A 16,773-nucleotide genomic window follows, 5' to 3' on the forward strand; every position below is an offset into this window, starting at 1 on the left:
ACCCTGCCCGACGATGTGGCGCTGATTCGCGGCATCATGCCCTACTCAGTGATGAACGCGCCCCTCGACCAGGACCGGCCCCTATCATTTTTGTGGCGCTATGCCGACAGGCTGCGCTTCGCCAACCCCATGAGTGTGCTGGGTCTGCTGGTCAATATTCGCAATGTGCTAATTGTGGGGGTGTCTGCCGACAAGCGCTATGGCCCGCTGTACAACCAGGGCATTGCCCAGGTTGTATTCAATGGCTTGGTCAAGAACGGCTACCAGGTGGGCAGCGGCACTCCGGTAACGCTAATAGGCTACAGCGGCGGCGGGCAAATGTCGTGCGCCAGTGCCCCCTACCTCAAGCGGGCATTGGGAGCTCCCATCGACGTGATTTCCCTGGGCGGGGTGATCAGCGCCAACATTAATCTGCTTAAGCTGGAGCACCTCTACCACCTGTCAGGCGAAAAGGATACGGTCGAGAAGCTCGGTCCCAAAATTTTTCCGGGTCGCTGGAAGTTGTTTCCTCTCTCCTACTGGAATCGGGCCAAGCGGCGGGGCAAAGTTTCATTCGTTTCGCTGGGGCCGGTGGGTCACCAGGTGCCGGGGGGCATTCTCGACCCCAAGCTGATCTTGCCCGATGGTCGTAGCTCCCTGGGGCAGACCATCGACACTATCAACGCCATTTTGCAGGGCGACATGCTGGAGACGGGGCTAGAGCGCCGCAGCCAGGCCAACAACTACGATATTTTTTGCGCCAATCCCCTGGTGCAGTACCAGAGCTACCCCCTCGATCAGCGGCCCAATGCTGACCTCTATGAGCCAATTGGCGACTGGATTGGGCGGCTGATTTTGCCCCTTAAGAACGAGCGGTTTGGCGGTGTTTTTTACGAAATTCACCATGCGCCCGCCGATCATCAAGGGCTGGTGGGACGAGTGGTTAAGCTGAGCTGGTCGAACAATGCTTTGACCCAAAAGCTGGTTCAGGCGGTTACCCACGACGTGCACTTTAGCGCCGATGCCGAATACGCCAGCCGTTTTAGCGGCGTGATTAACCCGGTGCGGCTCAACCACTGGCTGCGGGTCGATCCGCTAGAGTCTCTCGCCGGGTCACTGCCCGAAGACGACATGATTGTGGTGGTGGAAACCCCTCAGGTCATGCTGGACAGAGATGGGGTGACGCTTTTTATCAACGCACAGCCCATGGAGGTGACCGGGCGCTACTACGGTCTAGTGCAGTTTATCGAGCCGATCGCGGGTACCGATCAGTGGCGAGTGCGGCACTTCGATCGCGGCAGCCGAGCCTTTGATGGCGTTGAGGAGGTGGTGAGTCTGCCCTCGGTCGCCATGATGGAGGTTTACGGCAGCTACCCGTCTACCACCGAAGAACTTGAGACCTCGCCCTACAACGAGTCGGGCTGGTATATCTACGGCGCGCAGAATGCTGACGGCACCTTTGTGGTGCAGTCGCTGGGGCCGCGATCGCTGTTTCGCCTACAGCCCCAGCGGGTGGTGTTTGGTGGGGCGAAAGCAGCCTACCGCTACATTCGCAAAGAAGCGTGGGCCGATGTGGTGGCCCAGAAGGGCCAGGTAGGCTCAGTACTGTGCACCGCGCGGGATAACGGTCGCCCGGAGGCGATCGCAGCGGCTATTGATGACTGGCAGGTGGGCGATCGCGCCCTCATTCTGCATACCTATGGCGGCATTGGCGGCGAGCAAAAAGAACCCGCCGCCTTTAGCCCCATTTTCTTTGGCCACTTTGCCTACGGTCGGGCCGAGGTGGTGCACGACCGATTGGCCGACGAGCACCGGTTTGAGATTCGCTACTACCAGGTCTACGCCCACAACATCGACGGGCTGATTGCGGGCACCATTCACTGGTCGAGGTACCAGGGCGATCGCCAGCGGGGCTGGCTGGGCACTCGCCCCACCTGCGATATTCTTGTCAAGCTCGATGCCTTTAACCGCTACTACTATTTTGACGACGAGCGCCGGTCGCCGCTTACCCGTATGGAGGCCCACCTGCAAGCCATGACCGCCCGCTACCGCATTGGCGACGGTACGGGCGGCACCTTTGTCGGCCCTTCTAACAACTGCTCCCAAGACTCAAACCAGGCGCTGTTTGCCAGCCTGCAAAGCACCACTGACAGCCTGCAGCACCATGCTGACGCGCTGCGCGAGTGGAACCAGGACCATCCCGACCAGGCCTCTGCCCTACGGCAGCTTGGGGCCTTTGGCAAAGACCTCAAAGGCACCCTGCAACCCCTGGGCGGCCTGCGCCCCGCCTGGGAAAAGAACGAGTTTAACCTGGGCAGCTCCATTGAAGACGAACCTATCCGTAATTTAGTGATGGGCCTGGGCAGCTGGCGCACGGTGTTTCCCCGTAAAGCCAGCGACGTGGTGGTGCACCAGTTTCTTAAATACGGCGCGTCGGCCTGGGTGCTGCGCACTAGCCAGGTGGGTGGGCACAACTCAGCGATCGAACCGATCGCGCCGATGACGTTTTAGGCAAGATCGATCGAGTGGCAGCGACAGAGGTCTCTAATCGCCCGTTAGCCGGTTCAAGTAGCGCTCGATCAGTAGAATGGCCACGATGTCGTCAATCGGGCGAGAAATTTTGCGCAGCGACTGAGGCACCAGCCCCCCCAACCCCGATGGCGGATACATCTGCCAGTAGCGATCGCGGGCTTCTAGCGTTGTATAACGTTCATCGACCAGCATAATGCGCGGTGGGTCGGGGAGCTGGCTGAGCGTATCTTTCCAGCCTTGAGACGCGGTTTGATCCCCCAGCACAATCATCGAAATCGGGAATCGCTGGCGCAGGGCCGTAATTTCATCCAGCACCGCCTCGGACGCGATCACCTGCTGGTAGCGCAACATGCGGTCTAGACCCATAATGGCGAGGCCGCACTTTTGCCGTCCGGGGTCAAAGCCCAAAATCACCGGTTGAGACAGAGGGGGCGGGGTAGGCTGGCTCACGGGGTTTGGGGGTAGACTTTCTCCTTCATTGTGCCACCCTGATCTGATTTACTCAGAAAATTGCCGTTCCATCAATTCAGCGGGCAAACTAGAGGGCTGGCCGCAAGCGTACAACAATGAAGGTTTTGCACTAAACTTAGTCGGCAAGCAGCAACCAATGGCGTTGCGGATCCTAAAAAAGAGTGGCCAAAACTTTTTTACTATAGTACACTTGTTTCAAGCCCGAGGTAACGCTGGCCAGTGCACATCAAGCGCGTCGAGTTGTCGCATTTTAAATCGTTTGGGGGTACGACCCAGGTTCCATTGCTGCCTGGGTTTACGGTTATTTCTGGCCCTAACGGTTCGGGAAAATCAAATATTTTAGACGCGCTGCTATTTGGTCTGGGCTTAGCCAGCTCTAAGGGAATGCGGGCCGATCGCCTGCCTGATCTGGTCAACCAAAACCAGATGAGTCGACGGGCGACCTCTGAAGCTAGCGTCACGGTTACCTTTGACCTCAGTGATGTGGCTGCCGAGCTGATGATGGAGGGCAGCGACGATGGGGCGAACGATTTAAATGGCAACGGTAATGGTAGCAACGGCCACGCTCCTGGGCGCGGTGAAAACGGCTACGGCAGCAACGGCAATTCTCCTACACTAGATATCTCGACTTCTGAGGAGGCTGATACCAGCTTTGTTTCCCTGCGTGAGTGGAGCGTGACCCGGCGGCTGCGAGTGACCAGCCAGGGCACCTACACGTCGAACTACTACATCAACGGCGAACCCTGCACTCTAAATCAGCTTCACGAGCAGCTGCAGCGGTTTCACGTGTATCCAGAGGGCTACAACGTGGTGCTACAGGGGGATGTCACCAGCATTATTTCGATGAACTCCCGCGAGCGTCGAGAGATTATTGACGAGCTAGCCGGAGTGGCAGCCTTTGACCGCAAAATTGACCAGGCCCGGGGCAAGCTAGAGGCCGTGCGCGACCACGAAGAACGCTTTCGAATTGTGGAGCGCGAGCTACAGGCCCAGCTAGAGCGCCTGGCCCAGGACCGGCAAAAGGCCGAAAAGTACCAGCGCCTCAAGGAAGCCTTTCAGGCCAAGAGCCAGTGGGAGGCGGTGCTGCTGTGGCAGAGTCAGCAGCGGGCGATCGCGGCTCTGCACCAAACCCTAGAGCAGGGCGAGGCCAAGTCCACCGCGCTGGCGGCGGCTATTGCCCAGGGACAGGGGGCGATCGCCACCTTAGAGGCCGAACTGGCCGCCCTCAATACCCGCATTCGGGCCATGGGTGAAGACGAGCATCTGGCGCTACAGGCTCAGGTCGCCACCCACGAGGCCGAGTTGCGCCAGCTCCAGCGCCAGGAGCAGGAAAATCGCACGGCTACTAACCAGGGGGCGGCCCAGCGCCGCGACACTGAAATTGCCCGGCAGCAGCAGCAGCGCGACCTGGAACAGGTGGGGCAGGCGATCGCGGCGCTAACGAGTGGGGAGCTGGTAGCCCTCAGCGCGGCCAAAAAACAGGTGCAGCAGGCCCTAGAAGAGCGCCGCCAGGCTACTTTGGCGATCGCTTCAGCGTCTCAAACCAGCATTCAGCAGCAGACCCAGATGCGCCAGGCGATCGAGGCCCTGCGCCAGGCGGTCGACCCTCAGCGGGCCGAGCAGATTCGGCTGCAGGAGCGGTTGCGCCAGCTAGAGCAGCAGCTAGAAGCGCTTAACGAACAGCGCGGCACCCTGGGGGCAGCCCCAGCCGAGTCCGAAGATGTCGGGTTGACCCAGCGGCTAGCAGCGGCAGAGAAGACCATTCAAGATACTGCCGCCAAAATGGCCGCCGCCGAAGCCGAGCTATCGGTTCAGCGCGATACCCAGACCCGCCTGCTCAAAGAACAGCGCGACAAGCAGCGCGACCTCGACAAGCTAGAGGCCCAAACCCAGGCTATGCAGGAGAGCCAGGGCACCCACGCCACCAGGCTGCTGCTAGAAAGCGGTATGGCAGGCATCAGCGGGCTGGTCGCCCAGCTGGGCAAGGTCGATCCCAAGTACCAATTAGCGTTAGACATTGCCGCCGGAGCGCGACTGGGCTACCTAGTGGTCGAAGATGATCGGGTGGCGGCCCAGGGCATCCAGTTTCTCAAGCAGCGCAAAGCCGGGCGGGCTACCTTCCTGCCGCTCAATAAAATTCGCGCCCCCCGCTTTACCCCAGTACCCGAGTGGAAGCGCCCCGACGGGTTCTTAGACTACGCCGTCAACCTAATCGATTGCGACTCGCGCTATCGCGATATTTTTGGCTACACCTTCGGCAGTACCGTGGTATTCGATACCCTACAGTCGGCCCGGCAGTACCTGGGCGACTACCGCATCGTCACCCTGGAGGGAGAAATTCTGGAAACCAGCGGGGCGATGACCGGGGGCAATGTCTCGTCGCGCTCCGGCAGTTTGCACTTCGGCACCGTAGAACCCGCTGAATCTAGCGAGGCCCAGGCCCTGCGCCAGCGGCTGAGCGACATTGAAGTGATGCTGGAACGCTGCGATCGCGACCTCAAGACGACCTCCGCCACCCTGCAAACCCTCTCCCAATCGCTGATTGCTCAGCGCCAGCAGTACCGTGAGCTACAGATGGTGGGCGAGCAGCAGCAGACCCAGCAGCAGCAGCAGGCCCAGCAGCGCGCCACCCTCGAAACTCAGCTCAGCCAGCACCAGCAAGAGCTAGCCAGCACCCAAACCCGCCTGCAAGAGCTGGCCGAGTCTTTACCCGTGCAAGAAGCTGAAATCGCCCGGCAGCAGCAGGCCCTCGGTGAACTAGAGCAGTCCCAGGCCCACAGCGAGTGGCAGCAGGCCCAGGCTGCCGTGGGGCAATTAGAGGCTCAGCTCAGCGATCGCCAGCAAGAGCTCCAGGCCGCCGAGCGCCGCCTGCAAGATTTGCACAACCAGCGCCAGCAGCTCGACCTGGCGCTTACCCAGGCTCAGCAAACCCTCACAACCCTGACCCAGCAGCAAACAGAGCGTGACCAGCAGCTCACCCAGCTCCAGCAGCAGCAGACCGGGCTGAATGGCGAAGTTGTCCAGCTGTGCCAGCAGATGGCCGCTCTCGATCAAACCTTGGCAGCTGAGAAAGCGGCCCGCGACGAGCTAGAGCAGCGCCTGCGCGCCCAGCGCACTCAAACTCAGCAGCAGGAGTGGGAGCGCCAAAAGCTGATCGAAACCCAGCAGGAGCGCCGTCAGCAGCTGAGCGAAGCCCAGGAATTGTTGGCCACCCAGGCGGCAGAGCTACCTAACCCGCTGCCCGAGATTCCGCCCGAAACCGATTTAGAGGAGCTGCGCAAAGAGCTGCGATCGCTCCAGCGCCGCATGGAGGCTATGGAGCCCGTCAACATGCTGGCCCTCGAAGAATACAACCGCACCGAAGAGCGGCTGGGCGAACTCACCCACAAGCTCACCACCCTCGAAGAAGAGCGCACCGAGCTGCTGCTGCGGATCGAAACCTTCACTACCCTGCGCCGCCAGGCCTTCACCGAGGCCTACGATGCCGTCAACGAAAACTTTCAGGCCATCTTTGCCGAACTCTCTGATGGCGACGGCCACCTCCAGCTCGAAGACCCCGAAGACCCCTTCAACGGCGGTCTCAACTTAGTGGCCCACCCCAAGGGTAAGCCCGTGCGTCGCCTGGCCTCTATGTCCGGGGGCGAAAAATCTCTCACGGCGTTGGGGTTTATCTTTGCCCTCCAGCGCTACCGCCCCTCGCCTTTCTACGCCTTCGACGAAGTGGACATGTTCCTGGACGGGGCCAACGTTGAGCGCCTCTCGCGCATGATCAAGCGCCAGGCCGAGTCGGCCCAGTTTATTGTGGTCAGCCTGCGCCGCCCCATGATCGAGTCGGCCCAGCGCACCATTGGCGTCACCCAGGCGCGGGGAGCCTACACCCAGGTGCTCGGCATCGACCTAGAGGCCCAGAGCGCCACATTGTAGGTGCTCAATTAGGCTAGAGGGCCAGGTTGATGCAATGCCTTACATCTCTCATCTAAATCTCTCATCCTCCCAAAGCAGGATTTCTAATTAAGGACAGTGAAGAAAACGGGCGCTGACGGCCGCGCCGCGAGTACCCTGGCAACGGGACTAATGTCCAGGCTAACCCCGCGAGGAATCGTCAAGCCATGCTGGTCTATGGTCTTTGCTTTATGGTCGGCGGCATTTTTGTGCTACTGGCGGCCGCTGGCGGACTCGACGGAGTCGACTTTGCGGGGGACTTTGATATCGATGTCGAAACACCCATCGACGTGGATGACATTGATGTCGGCACCCAAATCGACCAAACGTTAACGGCGTTGCGCAACCGTTGGTGGCTGCCTTTTCTCAGCCTGCGGTTTTGGACCTTTGCCCTCTGCTTTTTTGGCCTCACGGGGCTGCTGCTCAGTTGGGCACAGCCCGATCTGCCCAGGTGGCTGGCGGCCCTCCTTGCCCTACTGATGGGGCTATTTTGTGGTTTGGTAGCGGCTCTAGTGCTGCGATCGCTCGCTCGACAGCCGGTCAGCAGCCTGATTCGCCCCGAAGAGTTGACCGGCCAGATTGCCACAGTAGAAATTCCCTTCGATGCCCATAGCCGGGGCAAAGTTTATCTGCGCCTGCGTGATTCGACGATCAGCTTCTTCGCCATGACCCAGGAGGAGCGGGAATTTCAGAAAGGTGATGCCGTACTGGTGGTGGGGTTAGAGCACAACAAGTTGTGGGTAGCCTCGGCAGAGGGGGTAGATGGGTAGGGACAGACGAAACCTGCCGACAGGGGAGAAGGCGGCGAGACTGATGGCACACCAAAGGAGCGCGTAGGTATGACAGCAAGAATTAACCAGACCGAAACGGTAAGCCTGGCGGGGGCAATACCAACCGCACCAGTGCTCGGACAGACCGGCGGTCAAGCCCTGGGGGGTGGGGCGATCGCCGTCCTGATCTTTGCCCTTTTGCTCACCATTTGGGGGGTCAACGCCCTGGTGCAAATTTGCGACCCCAACAAAATTTTGATTATTTCGGGGCGTAAGTACCGTCGTCCCGATGGCCAGACCACAGGCTACCGAGTGATTTACGGGGGACGCACCTTTCGCATTCCTATTCTTGAAACGGTCAAAACCATGGATTTGTCCACCATGCCGGTGCCCATTGAGGTCACCAACGCCTACTCCAAAGGCGGTACGCCGCTGGACATTCAGGCGATCGCCAACGTCAAAATTGCCCGCGACGAAGCCCTGGTCGGCAATGCGATCGAGCGCTTTTTGGGGCGAGGGGCCGAAGAAATTGCCCGTGTAGCCCGCGAAACCCTAGAGGGTAACCTGCGTGGTGTTGTAGCCACCCTCACCCCCGAACAGCTCAACGAAGACCGACTGGAGTTTGCCGAACGCATTGCCAGCGATGTACGAAACGACCTGGTCAAGCTCGGCTTACACCTTGACACCCTTAAAATTCAGAGCGTTTCCGACCAGGTCGACTACCTCAACTCCATCGGGCGTCGCCAGATCGCCAACGTGGTACGCGACGCCGAAATTGCCGAGTCTAACGCCGTCGCCGAAGCCGAACAAATTGAGGCTGACAGCACCCGCCAGGCCAAAGTCGCCCAAACCCAGGCCCGTACCGTTATTCAGGAAAAAGAAAACGAGCTGCGCCGCATCACCGCTGAAGTCGAAAAACAAGCCCGCATCGAAGAAGAGCGCACCCAGGCTGCTGCCGAAGAGGCCCGCGCCCGTGCCCAGCGGGAGCTACAGGCCATTCGCGCCCACCTGGAGCAGGCCCGTCTGGAGGTGGAAAAGGTGCTGCCTGCCAAGGCTCAGCAGCGGGCGCAAGAGTTCCAGGCCCGAGGTGCCTCCGCCACCCTCGAAGAAAACGCCAAAGCCTCGGCCCAGGCCAGCCAAATGCTGGTCAAGGTCTGGCAAGACACCGGCGTTGAGGCCTCTCAAATCTTTCTGGTGCAGCAGCTCGAAATGGTGCTAAAAGAGGCGGGGCGCATTCCTGGTCGGCTCCACCTTGGCCATGTGAACGTGATCGACAACGGGGATGGTAAAGCGATCGCATCTCTACTCAACGCCTACCCCGAAATGGTGAAGCAGTTTCTGCGGCAGTCCGAAGACATCCTTGGCATTCCTCTAGTGGCCAGTCTGCCGCCCACGGTACCACCTCAATCCACCCCCGCCATTCATCCCCTGGAGAAGCTATGAGCCTAATTTTCACCCTACTGGTGGTCATGTTTGGGGCCACCGGCAGCCTGCTTTTGATCATTAAAAACCTGTACTATATTTGCCAGCCCAGCGAAGTACTGATATTTGCGGGCGATCGCCACACCGTTAGCGACGGTCGTCGGGTTGGCTATCGACTGGTCAAAGGCGGCAGCAGCATTCGCAAACCCCTGCTCGAAAAAACTTTCCGCATGGAGCTCACCAACATGATCATCGAGCTGCGGGTCACCAATGCCTACTCTAAGGGCGGCATTCCCCTCAGCGTCGATGGCGTGGCGAATATCAAAATTGCCGGCGAAGAACCCGCGATTCACAATGCGATCGAGCGCCTGCTGGGTAAAAGCCGCGAAGACATCGAAAAGATTGCCCGCGAAACCCTGGAGGGTAACCTGCGCGGGGTGCTCGCCACCCTTACCCCAGAACAGGTGAACGAAGACAAAATGGCCTTTGTTCGCAACCTGCTCGACGAAGCCGACGATGACCTGGCCCAGCTGGGACTAATTCTCGACAACCTGCAAATTCAGAATATCTCCGACGATGTCGGCTATCTCAACTCCATTGGTCGCAAACAGCGGGCTGATCTGCTGCGCGATGCTCGCATTGCCGAGGCCGAGGCCGAGGCCCAGTCGGCTCTCCAGGCCGCCGAAAACCTCAAGCTCACCTCGCTGCGCCAGATCGAAGCCAAAGTTGCCACCACCCGCGCCGATGCCGATCGCCGTTTGCAAAACGCCCTTAGCCAGCGCCAGGCCGCGATTTCTGAAGCCGAATCTGAAATTGCTGCCGAAGTTGCCCGAACCGAGGCCGAACTGGCCGTCCAGCGCGAACGCCGCAACCAGGTTGAGCAGCAGCTTCAGGCCGATGTGATTGCCCCGGCCGCCGCTGCCTGTCAGCAGGCCCAGGCCCAAGCCAAGGGAGAGGCCGCTAGCATTATTGAAGATGGCCGCGCCCGTGCCGAGGGGATTCGCGAACTGGCGACCACCTGGAAGGCCGCCGGTGATCACGCGCGAGAAATCTTTCTGTTTCAAAAGCTGGAAGCGCTGTTGGTCAACTTGGTCGCCACCGTGCCCGATGTGGAGGTAGAAAGCATTACCGTCATTGATCCAGGCGGTGGAAGCAGCGCCACCAAACTAGCTAGCTTTATGGAGCAACTTAAACAAACCACAGGGTTAGACCTCACCCAGACAGTAAAGAACCTAGGTAATAACAACTCGCCCTCAGCCTCGTTAGTACCCCCTGTGATCGTTCATCCCGATCAGGGACAGGGAAGCTAAACGGTCCTTCATTATCAAGCGGCGCAAGTCGCCTGGCCTGCGCTGGTAGTTCGGTCTTCCCTCCTGTAGAATTAGACGATTCTAGTTAAGATAACTATTCAGGCTAAGGGGTTCCATTGTCGTCTGGCAAGGCGGTTCACATACAGGCCTGACCCGATTAGCGATCTGTTGTCTCGGTTTACGAGATGGATTAAACATGACCTTAGACAAGTATCGTCTCCGCTCTGACTTCTTGGGTACCCAGGTAATCACCCGCAATTCTGGTCAACGGCTAGGAATTGTCAGCCAGGTTTGGGTTGATGTTGACCAGCGAGAAGTCGTAGCGATTGGTCTACGGGAAAATATTATGTCTGGGCTGGTGTCGAGCACTCAGCAGGTCATGGCCCTGACCAACATTCGCCAAATCGGGGATGTGATCCTGGTTGACGACGAGGCGGCGCTGGATGACGAAATGAGCGTTGCCCCCTACAGCACGCTAGTCAACTGCGAAGTGATTACCGAAACTGGCGAGCCCCTGGGCCGGGTGCGCGGTTTTAAGTTTGATGTTACCAACGGTCGCATCGAAACCATTGTGATTGCCTCCTTTGGGTTACCCCAAATTCCCGATCAGGTCATTAGCACCTACGAGCTCTCCATCGACGAAGTGGTCAGCAGCGGCCCCGATCGCCTGATTGTTTTCGAAGGTGCCGAAGAAAAGATGGTGCAAATCAGCGTTGGTCTGCTAGAGCGCCTGGGCATTGGTAGCGCCCCCTGGGATCGCAACGACGACAGCGAATACATCATGCCGGTGTCAACCGCTAATCAACTGCCCTCTGGGGTTCAGGTACCAGCCGAATTTAGCAAAGCCCGTCCCACCACCACCGAAGAGCGCTGGAGTGACGATGACTGGGGTGAACCCGAGCGCGTCGAAGAACCCCTTCAGGCTCAGCAGCCTGCCGAGCGCTATCAGGCGGCTACCCTCGATGAGCCAAGCAGCTACAAGGCCTACGACGCCGACTTCCAAGACGTTACCGAAGACGTCTGGACTGAGGAAGACGAGGGTCAGCCCTACGAAGCCAAACCCCTCAATATTCCTCAAAAGAAAAAAGTTACGGAGTATGAAGAAGAGCTGGACTATTAAAACGTCACAGGCTCTCGCTATTCTTCACTCCCTTGATCGGGTGAGGTGCTCGTGATTGATTCAAACTGGCTGACCAAAAACGTGAGCTTGTAGGAGCGTTTCATTTCCTGGGCTAAAAACTGCTCTAGCAGCTCGACCTGTTTGGGCGACACCGGTTCTGAGGCACGTACGGTGAGCGAGATCTCGGGCGGCTTGGTCAGCCAGTTGGCATCCATATCAACTAGGGTGACGCGCTGAAAGGTAACAGTGCGATCGAGCAGAGCCGTTTTGACGCTGGCCTCTAGCTGATTCTGCTGGAGCAGTTGAAGTGTACTGGCACCTAGGGGAATCACCAGCAGGGCTGTAAAGAGGAGGGTGATACCCAAGGGACGTCGGGCACGGTGCACCATCGAATAGCCAAACAGCACAAAGGCCAGCATGCAGGCCAGGGTAATGCCAAACAGGTTAGTGAGATAGAGCAGCAGGGCTCCAAAACTAAGGGCTAGATTTCCCTGCCCCAGCCAAAGGCCGACGACACAGATAGGCGGCATGAGGGCAACGGCGATCGCGGTTCCGGCTAGTGTGCTAGACAGCTTTGGCTCTACCTTGGCCACCCCGGCTAAAGCCCCAGCCGTGACCGCAATGCCCAGATCAAGAAGGGTGGGCTGGGTGCGAGCTAGCACCTCACTGCCAAACTGAGCCACTCCAGTCACTGCGCCGATCAGGGCAGATATAGCCACCGCCAAAAACGAACCTGTGGCCAGAGCCAGCAGGCTGGCCCGAATGAGAGGGCGATCGGCTTCTAAAATGCCAAAGGCAGCACCGCGAATGGGCAGCATCAGGGGAGCAATTAGCATCGCCCCAATAATTACGGCGGCGCTATTAGAGAGCAGCCCCAGCGTGGCAATAATGCACGATCCCACCACTAGCACCAGGTAGTACCAGCTCAGCTGTGATTCTGCCAACAGGTCTTGGCGCAGGCGAGTCAGATCGCCTGCCGCCGCCGATCGCCGCATCGGAGACAGGGCATTTTCGAGCCAGGCGGCTGTGGTCAAAAACGCGTCCCATAGCCAGGTCTGGAACGTTAGCCAGATCCGGTAGCTGTGGTGGCCAACGAGGTGGCCCCACTGCAGCAGTTTGGAGTGATCAAACTTCAAGTCTCAGCCCTCAGTCCAGCAGCGCGATCAGCATTGACACAGCCTTTAGCAAAACCTAAATCGAAAACCAAATTGAAACGGATCGGCCATTTCCCCCAATCACCCGTGAATCGTACCATCGGGCATAGTCGCTCCGGTCAAAATGACATTAGCCATGGTGGTGCTGCTAATTTCAGCCCGCTCTAGAATAGCTTCGCTGAGGTTGGCATCGGTGAGGTCGGCCCGGCTCAAATAGGTTTCTACCAGCAGGGCTTTCGTCAAAACCGAGCGGCGCAGGCTAACCCGAGCCAGGTCGGCTCGGCTAAAGCGGGAGTCGGCCAGGTTACAGTCATCCATTTGAGCCAGGGCCATGACGGCCTCGGTAAAGTCGGCTCCTTTGGCACTGGTGTGGTTGAGGTTGGCCTGGCTGAGGTTACTGCGCGGAAAGCGACAGTGGGTGAGATCGGCTGATTCTAGGCAGCTGTGACTGAGATCGACATCGCTGAGATTAGCGTTGCACAGCAGTGCCCCCTGTAAGTTGGCTCCCTTTAGGTTGGCGTCGCGTAGCACGGCCTCGCTTAGATTAGCCCCACTGAGATCAACGTAGGCTAGGTCAGCGCCCGATAGGTTAGTGCCTCGCAGGTCAGCTTGGCACAGCTTAGCCCCCCGCAGGTTGGTGGCATACTTGCGGTTTTCCTGACGCAGGTTGGCCCCTCGCAGACAGGCTCCGGTCAGGTTAGCCCCGCTGAGGTCGGCGTTGCGCAGGTCAGCCCCGGTCAGGTTGGCGTCGAGCAGGTCGGCTAGCGTCATATCGGCACTGCGTAGGTCGGCCCCCTGCAGGCTGGCTCCATGCAGGTCGGCATCACGCAGCATAGCCGCCGACAGATCGGCCTGATTGAGGTTGGCACCACCCAGGCGCGCTTTTGATAAGTTAGCTTGGCGAAACCGGACCCGCGTCAAAAAAGCCAGCATCAGGTTGGCATTTTCGAGATCGGCCTGCACCATATTGGCCCCAATCAGATCGGCCCCGGTTAGGTCAACGCCAACCAGGGTCTTACCTTTAAAGTCCATTTCGCCACGGGCATAGGCATCGAGCAGTTCACGGGCGTTCATATCGAAAACCAGGGGGCTTAGGCAGAGGACCGAGCGGAGGACCGAGCCACCACGGCAGGGCGATCGCCACGGCTAGTCAACTTGCGCCCAACGGCAGGAGAGGGAAGCTGGCTAGAAAAGTCTTCCTCCGCCTGAGATAGAGGCTCTAGCGCGGCATTGGGGTCCTGGGGGTAGTAGGCCCGCATGGCCTGGGTAATGGCGCTGGCCACCTGTCCGCCATCGCCCGCTCGGCCCAGGCAGTGGGCGATAATGGATAGCTTACTGTCTAAATCGGTATAGGTGGGGCAATAGTCAAAGGTTTGCTCAAGCAGGTCGTTGAGGGTGCGACGGTTGAGGTTAGACCAGTCTTGGGGGGTGTAGCCAAAGGGGCCGTGCAGGCAGGAATATAGCAGAATTTTGGCCCGCAGCGGATTTGCGTACTGAATAATATCACCCCGCAGGTCAAATAGAGACGAGCGATCGCGCCGGGGGCCACCATTCTCATGGCCAGCACCTAGAGGGTTGGAGAGGGTGCCGTGGAGGGTGGTCAAATCGGCGGGCTGCTCAGATCCGGCCAAGCTGGTGAGCGTAGTGTAACCGCCCTCACTGCCGCCAGAGGGGCCAGAGGGCTCGGCTAGGGCAGTTGACTCAGCTAACACCGTCGATTCTATTAGGGCCGTAGCGTCGAATGCTTCCGACTGGCTATGGTACAGGGGTTTGAATGCCGCCACAATTTGGTTAGCCAGGCGCGTGTACTGTTGGCGTCGATTCAGGTGCTTCACAATGCGCCCTAAGCGATAGCGCAAATCCTGGGGCTTGGGCGCGATCGCGAGCGTCTGCTGAATTAGGGTTGGCAAGTAGATTTGGTTCAGGCAGCTGGGGTCGTTTTCCCAGCCACCGTGGCAAAGGCAGTGGAGCAGCTTGCGCAGCCGCAGGGCATCGGGGCTTTGCTCAAACTGATCGGCTACGGTTTGGCAGCATTCTTCGATCGAACGCACCGTCAGTTGGGTGAACTCGGGCTCGACAACGTCAGGATTTTGAAACAGCGATCGCCCGTACCAGGGCTGGAGCTGCTTAAGAATAACGTCAGTAACTTCAGTATAGATATCCTGGCGGTTAAGCCCCAGTACAACCCGCTGGAGCTGAGCTTCTAGATCGGCTAGGGCTGTGTAGCGATCGCGCAGCGATAGCAGCAGCACCCGGAGGTCAAACTGCTCTAGCACCTTAGAGTCGTTTTCCCAGGCCTGTTGATAGGTAGCAAACACCAGTTTTTTAATCCGCAGGCTGTGGGTGTGCGTACTGAGAGCGCGGACGGCATTGGCCAGCAGCGCCTCGGTGGTCATGGGTAGGGTGCAGGTATGATCTTCAGACCCCTGGGGACCAGGCTCGGTGTCTTCGGCCTGGAGGGCAAGCTGATAGGCGGGTACTGGCTCCTCAATATTCTTGAGGTGCAGCGGCCCTAAGAAGGTGGCGTGCAGGTTGAGCCGAGCCCTGACCACGTCATAAATGGTGCGCGATACGCACAGGCCACGGGGTTTAGCGTAGGTTTGCAGCCGGGCGGTGATATTTACCCCATTGCCCATAACGTCTTGCTCGCTGACCAGAATATCGCCCAGGTGAATGCCTATACGATGATCCAAGTACTGATGAGGCTCTAACCCCTCGACCAAATCGACCAGTCTTCGCTGCATCTCTAGCCCGCAGGAGACCGCCTCAACAGCACTCAAAAAGTAGATCAGCAGGCCATCGCCCGTCGATTTAAGCACGGTGCCGCCAAACTCTCGGCAGGTATCACCAATCAGGGTGAGGTCGCGGTCAATTAGTCGCAGAGTGCGCTCTTCGTCCACCGACATGCGGGTGCTAAAGCCTACCGCATCGGTAATCATAATGGCAGCGAGCAGGCGTTGCCCCTGGGATAACGATGACACTCGACGTTCCATGGCGACTCGCAATGGTGCACAGCAGATATGGGCCGCATCTAGGTCAGGGGCAAACTCCTAGACGCTTATAGTTTACATACTGCCCGTCTAGACTCTGCAACGCGCCAAATAGAGGCCAGAAGCAGAACTGTTCATCCACTCTTCATATCGGCGATCGCGCCTCGGGTCATAGAAGCAATGGCCTGGTCGGTCGCCTTGGGCAATTGGTAATACCGGCCCCCGGCGGTCTTAGCCAATTCTTTACCAAACCCAGTGGAGACAAACTTGCGCTCGGTATCGATAATCAGGAGCTGATACCCCACCCCGCGAATGCGCCCGGCGATCTCCAGCAGCTCTTGCTTGATGTCGGGCTTGGGGGCGTCGGGCTCTGGCATTTCTCCGAGCGATCGCGCTAGAGGGATATTGCCGCGACCGTCGGTAATCGCCACAATGACTACGCTGCCCACATCCCCCGACTGCTGAGCATTAACCCCCACCCGCACCGCCTGGGTAAGACCGTGGGCCAGGGGCGAACCGCCGCCGCAGGGCATACGCTCTAGCCGCCGTCGGGCCATCGCGATCGAGCGGGTGGGGGGCAACAAGACCTCCGCCTGTTCACCGCGAAAGGGAATCAGCGCTACCTGGTCGCGGTTTTGGTAGGCTTCGGTCAGCAGCTCCAGCACGGCCCCCTTGGCCGACTGCATGCGGTTGAGCGCCATTGAACCCGAGGCGTCTACCACAAAAATAATCAGCGATCCGGCCTTGCGGGCCAGGCGCTTGGCGCGAATATCGCCCTGCTCTACAATCACTCGGCGGTTAGGATCACGCTCTCGGCGGGCCTTTTGGTAGGGGGCAGCGGCCCGCAGGGTGGCATCGACCGCAATCCGGCGCACCGGACCCTGAGGCAAAAAGGGCTTAATGTAGCGGCCCCGCTCTTCTGAGTAAATTAGGTTAGCGTTGCCCGACTTGCCCTGCCGCCCCATGGTTTGGGCAAACAGCAGCATCGAGGGGTCGAGAATAATGCCCTCGGGGTCAAAGACAAACTCTTCAGGAATGCTGGGGGGGCTGTCGTCCTCGTCGGGGGTGTCATCTTCCTCGTCC

11 protein-coding genes are annotated in these 16,773 nt (G+C 59.0%); 6 read left to right on the forward strand and 5 right to left on the reverse strand.

Annotated features, from left to right (window positions below; all coding sequences use genetic code 11):
• Positions 1–2,490, forward strand: a 2,490-nt coding sequence (locus IQ273_RS19165; protein WP_194024769.1) for a CAAX protease, incomplete at its 5' end; no start/stop codon positions are given.
• 33 nt (positions 2,491–2,523) lie between these two features.
• Here the strand turns inward: IQ273_RS19165 and IQ273_RS19170 are convergent.
• Positions 2,524–2,877: a resolvase gene (locus IQ273_RS19170; protein WP_397198213.1), complete on the reverse strand. Its 354-nt coding sequence runs from the start codon at positions 2,875–2,877 to the stop codon at positions 2,524–2,526.
• A 324-nt stretch (positions 2,878–3,201) separates the two neighbouring features.
• On the opposite strand from IQ273_RS19170, the gene smc reads away from it, so the two are divergent.
• The 5 genes from smc to IQ273_RS19195 all read left to right on the forward strand — a co-directional run bounded on the left by smc (position 3,202) and on the right by IQ273_RS19195 (position 11,546).
• A complete protein-coding gene (smc, locus tag IQ273_RS19175) occupies positions 3,202–6,906 on the forward strand; it encodes a chromosome segregation protein SMC (protein WP_194024770.1) in 3,705 nt (1,234 codons plus the stop codon).
• 185 nt (positions 6,907–7,091) lie between these two features.
• The gene (locus IQ273_RS19180) at positions 7,092–7,694 is read left to right on the forward strand and encodes an NfeD family protein (RefSeq protein ID WP_194024771.1); all 603 of its coding nucleotides are present in this window, start codon (positions 7,092–7,094) and stop codon (positions 7,692–7,694) included.
• A 69-nt stretch (positions 7,695–7,763) separates the two neighbouring features.
• Complete coding sequence (locus IQ273_RS19185; RefSeq protein ID WP_194024772.1) at positions 7,764–9,137, forward strand: flotillin family protein; 1,374 nt, start codon at positions 7,764–7,766, stop codon at positions 9,135–9,137.
• Positions 9,134–10,426, forward strand: coding sequence for a flotillin family protein (locus tag IQ273_RS19190; RefSeq protein WP_194024773.1), 1,293 nt, complete (start codon positions 9,134–9,136; stop codon positions 10,424–10,426). The genes IQ273_RS19185 and IQ273_RS19190 overlap by 4 nt, the downstream gene beginning before the upstream one ends.
• 196 nt (positions 10,427–10,622) lie before the next feature.
• Positions 10,623–11,546, forward strand: coding sequence for a PRC-barrel domain-containing protein (locus IQ273_RS19195; protein ID WP_194024774.1), 924 nt, complete (start codon positions 10,623–10,625; stop codon positions 11,544–11,546).
• 17 nt (positions 11,547–11,563) lie between these two features.
• Here IQ273_RS19195 and IQ273_RS19200 read toward each other — a convergent pair whose 3' ends face one another.
• From IQ273_RS19200 to IQ273_RS19215, 4 genes are all read right to left on the reverse strand, one after another.
• A complete protein-coding gene (locus tag IQ273_RS19200; RefSeq protein WP_194024775.1) occupies positions 11,564–12,682 on the reverse strand; it encodes a DUF389 domain-containing protein in 1,119 nt (372 codons plus the stop codon).
• A 99-nt stretch (positions 12,683–12,781) separates the two neighbouring features.
• Complete coding sequence (locus IQ273_RS19205) at positions 12,782–13,774, reverse strand: pentapeptide repeat-containing protein (protein ID WP_194024776.1); 993 nt, start codon at positions 13,772–13,774, stop codon at positions 12,782–12,784.
• 17 nt (positions 13,775–13,791) lie between these two features.
• The gene (locus IQ273_RS19210) at positions 13,792–15,693 is read right to left on the reverse strand and encodes an adenylate/guanylate cyclase domain-containing protein (RefSeq protein ID WP_194024777.1); all 1,902 of its coding nucleotides are present in this window, start codon (positions 15,691–15,693) and stop codon (positions 13,792–13,794) included.
• Between the two features lie 131 nt (positions 15,694–15,824).
• A partial coding sequence (locus IQ273_RS19215; RefSeq protein WP_194024778.1) for a VWA domain-containing protein occupies positions 15,825–16,773 on the reverse strand: 949 nt, incomplete at its 5' end.

The organism is Nodosilinea sp. LEGE 07298, from assembly GCF_015207265.1.
In the GTDB taxonomy this organism is placed as follows: Bacteria; Cyanobacteriota; Cyanobacteriia; order Phormidesmidales; family Phormidesmidaceae; genus Nodosilinea.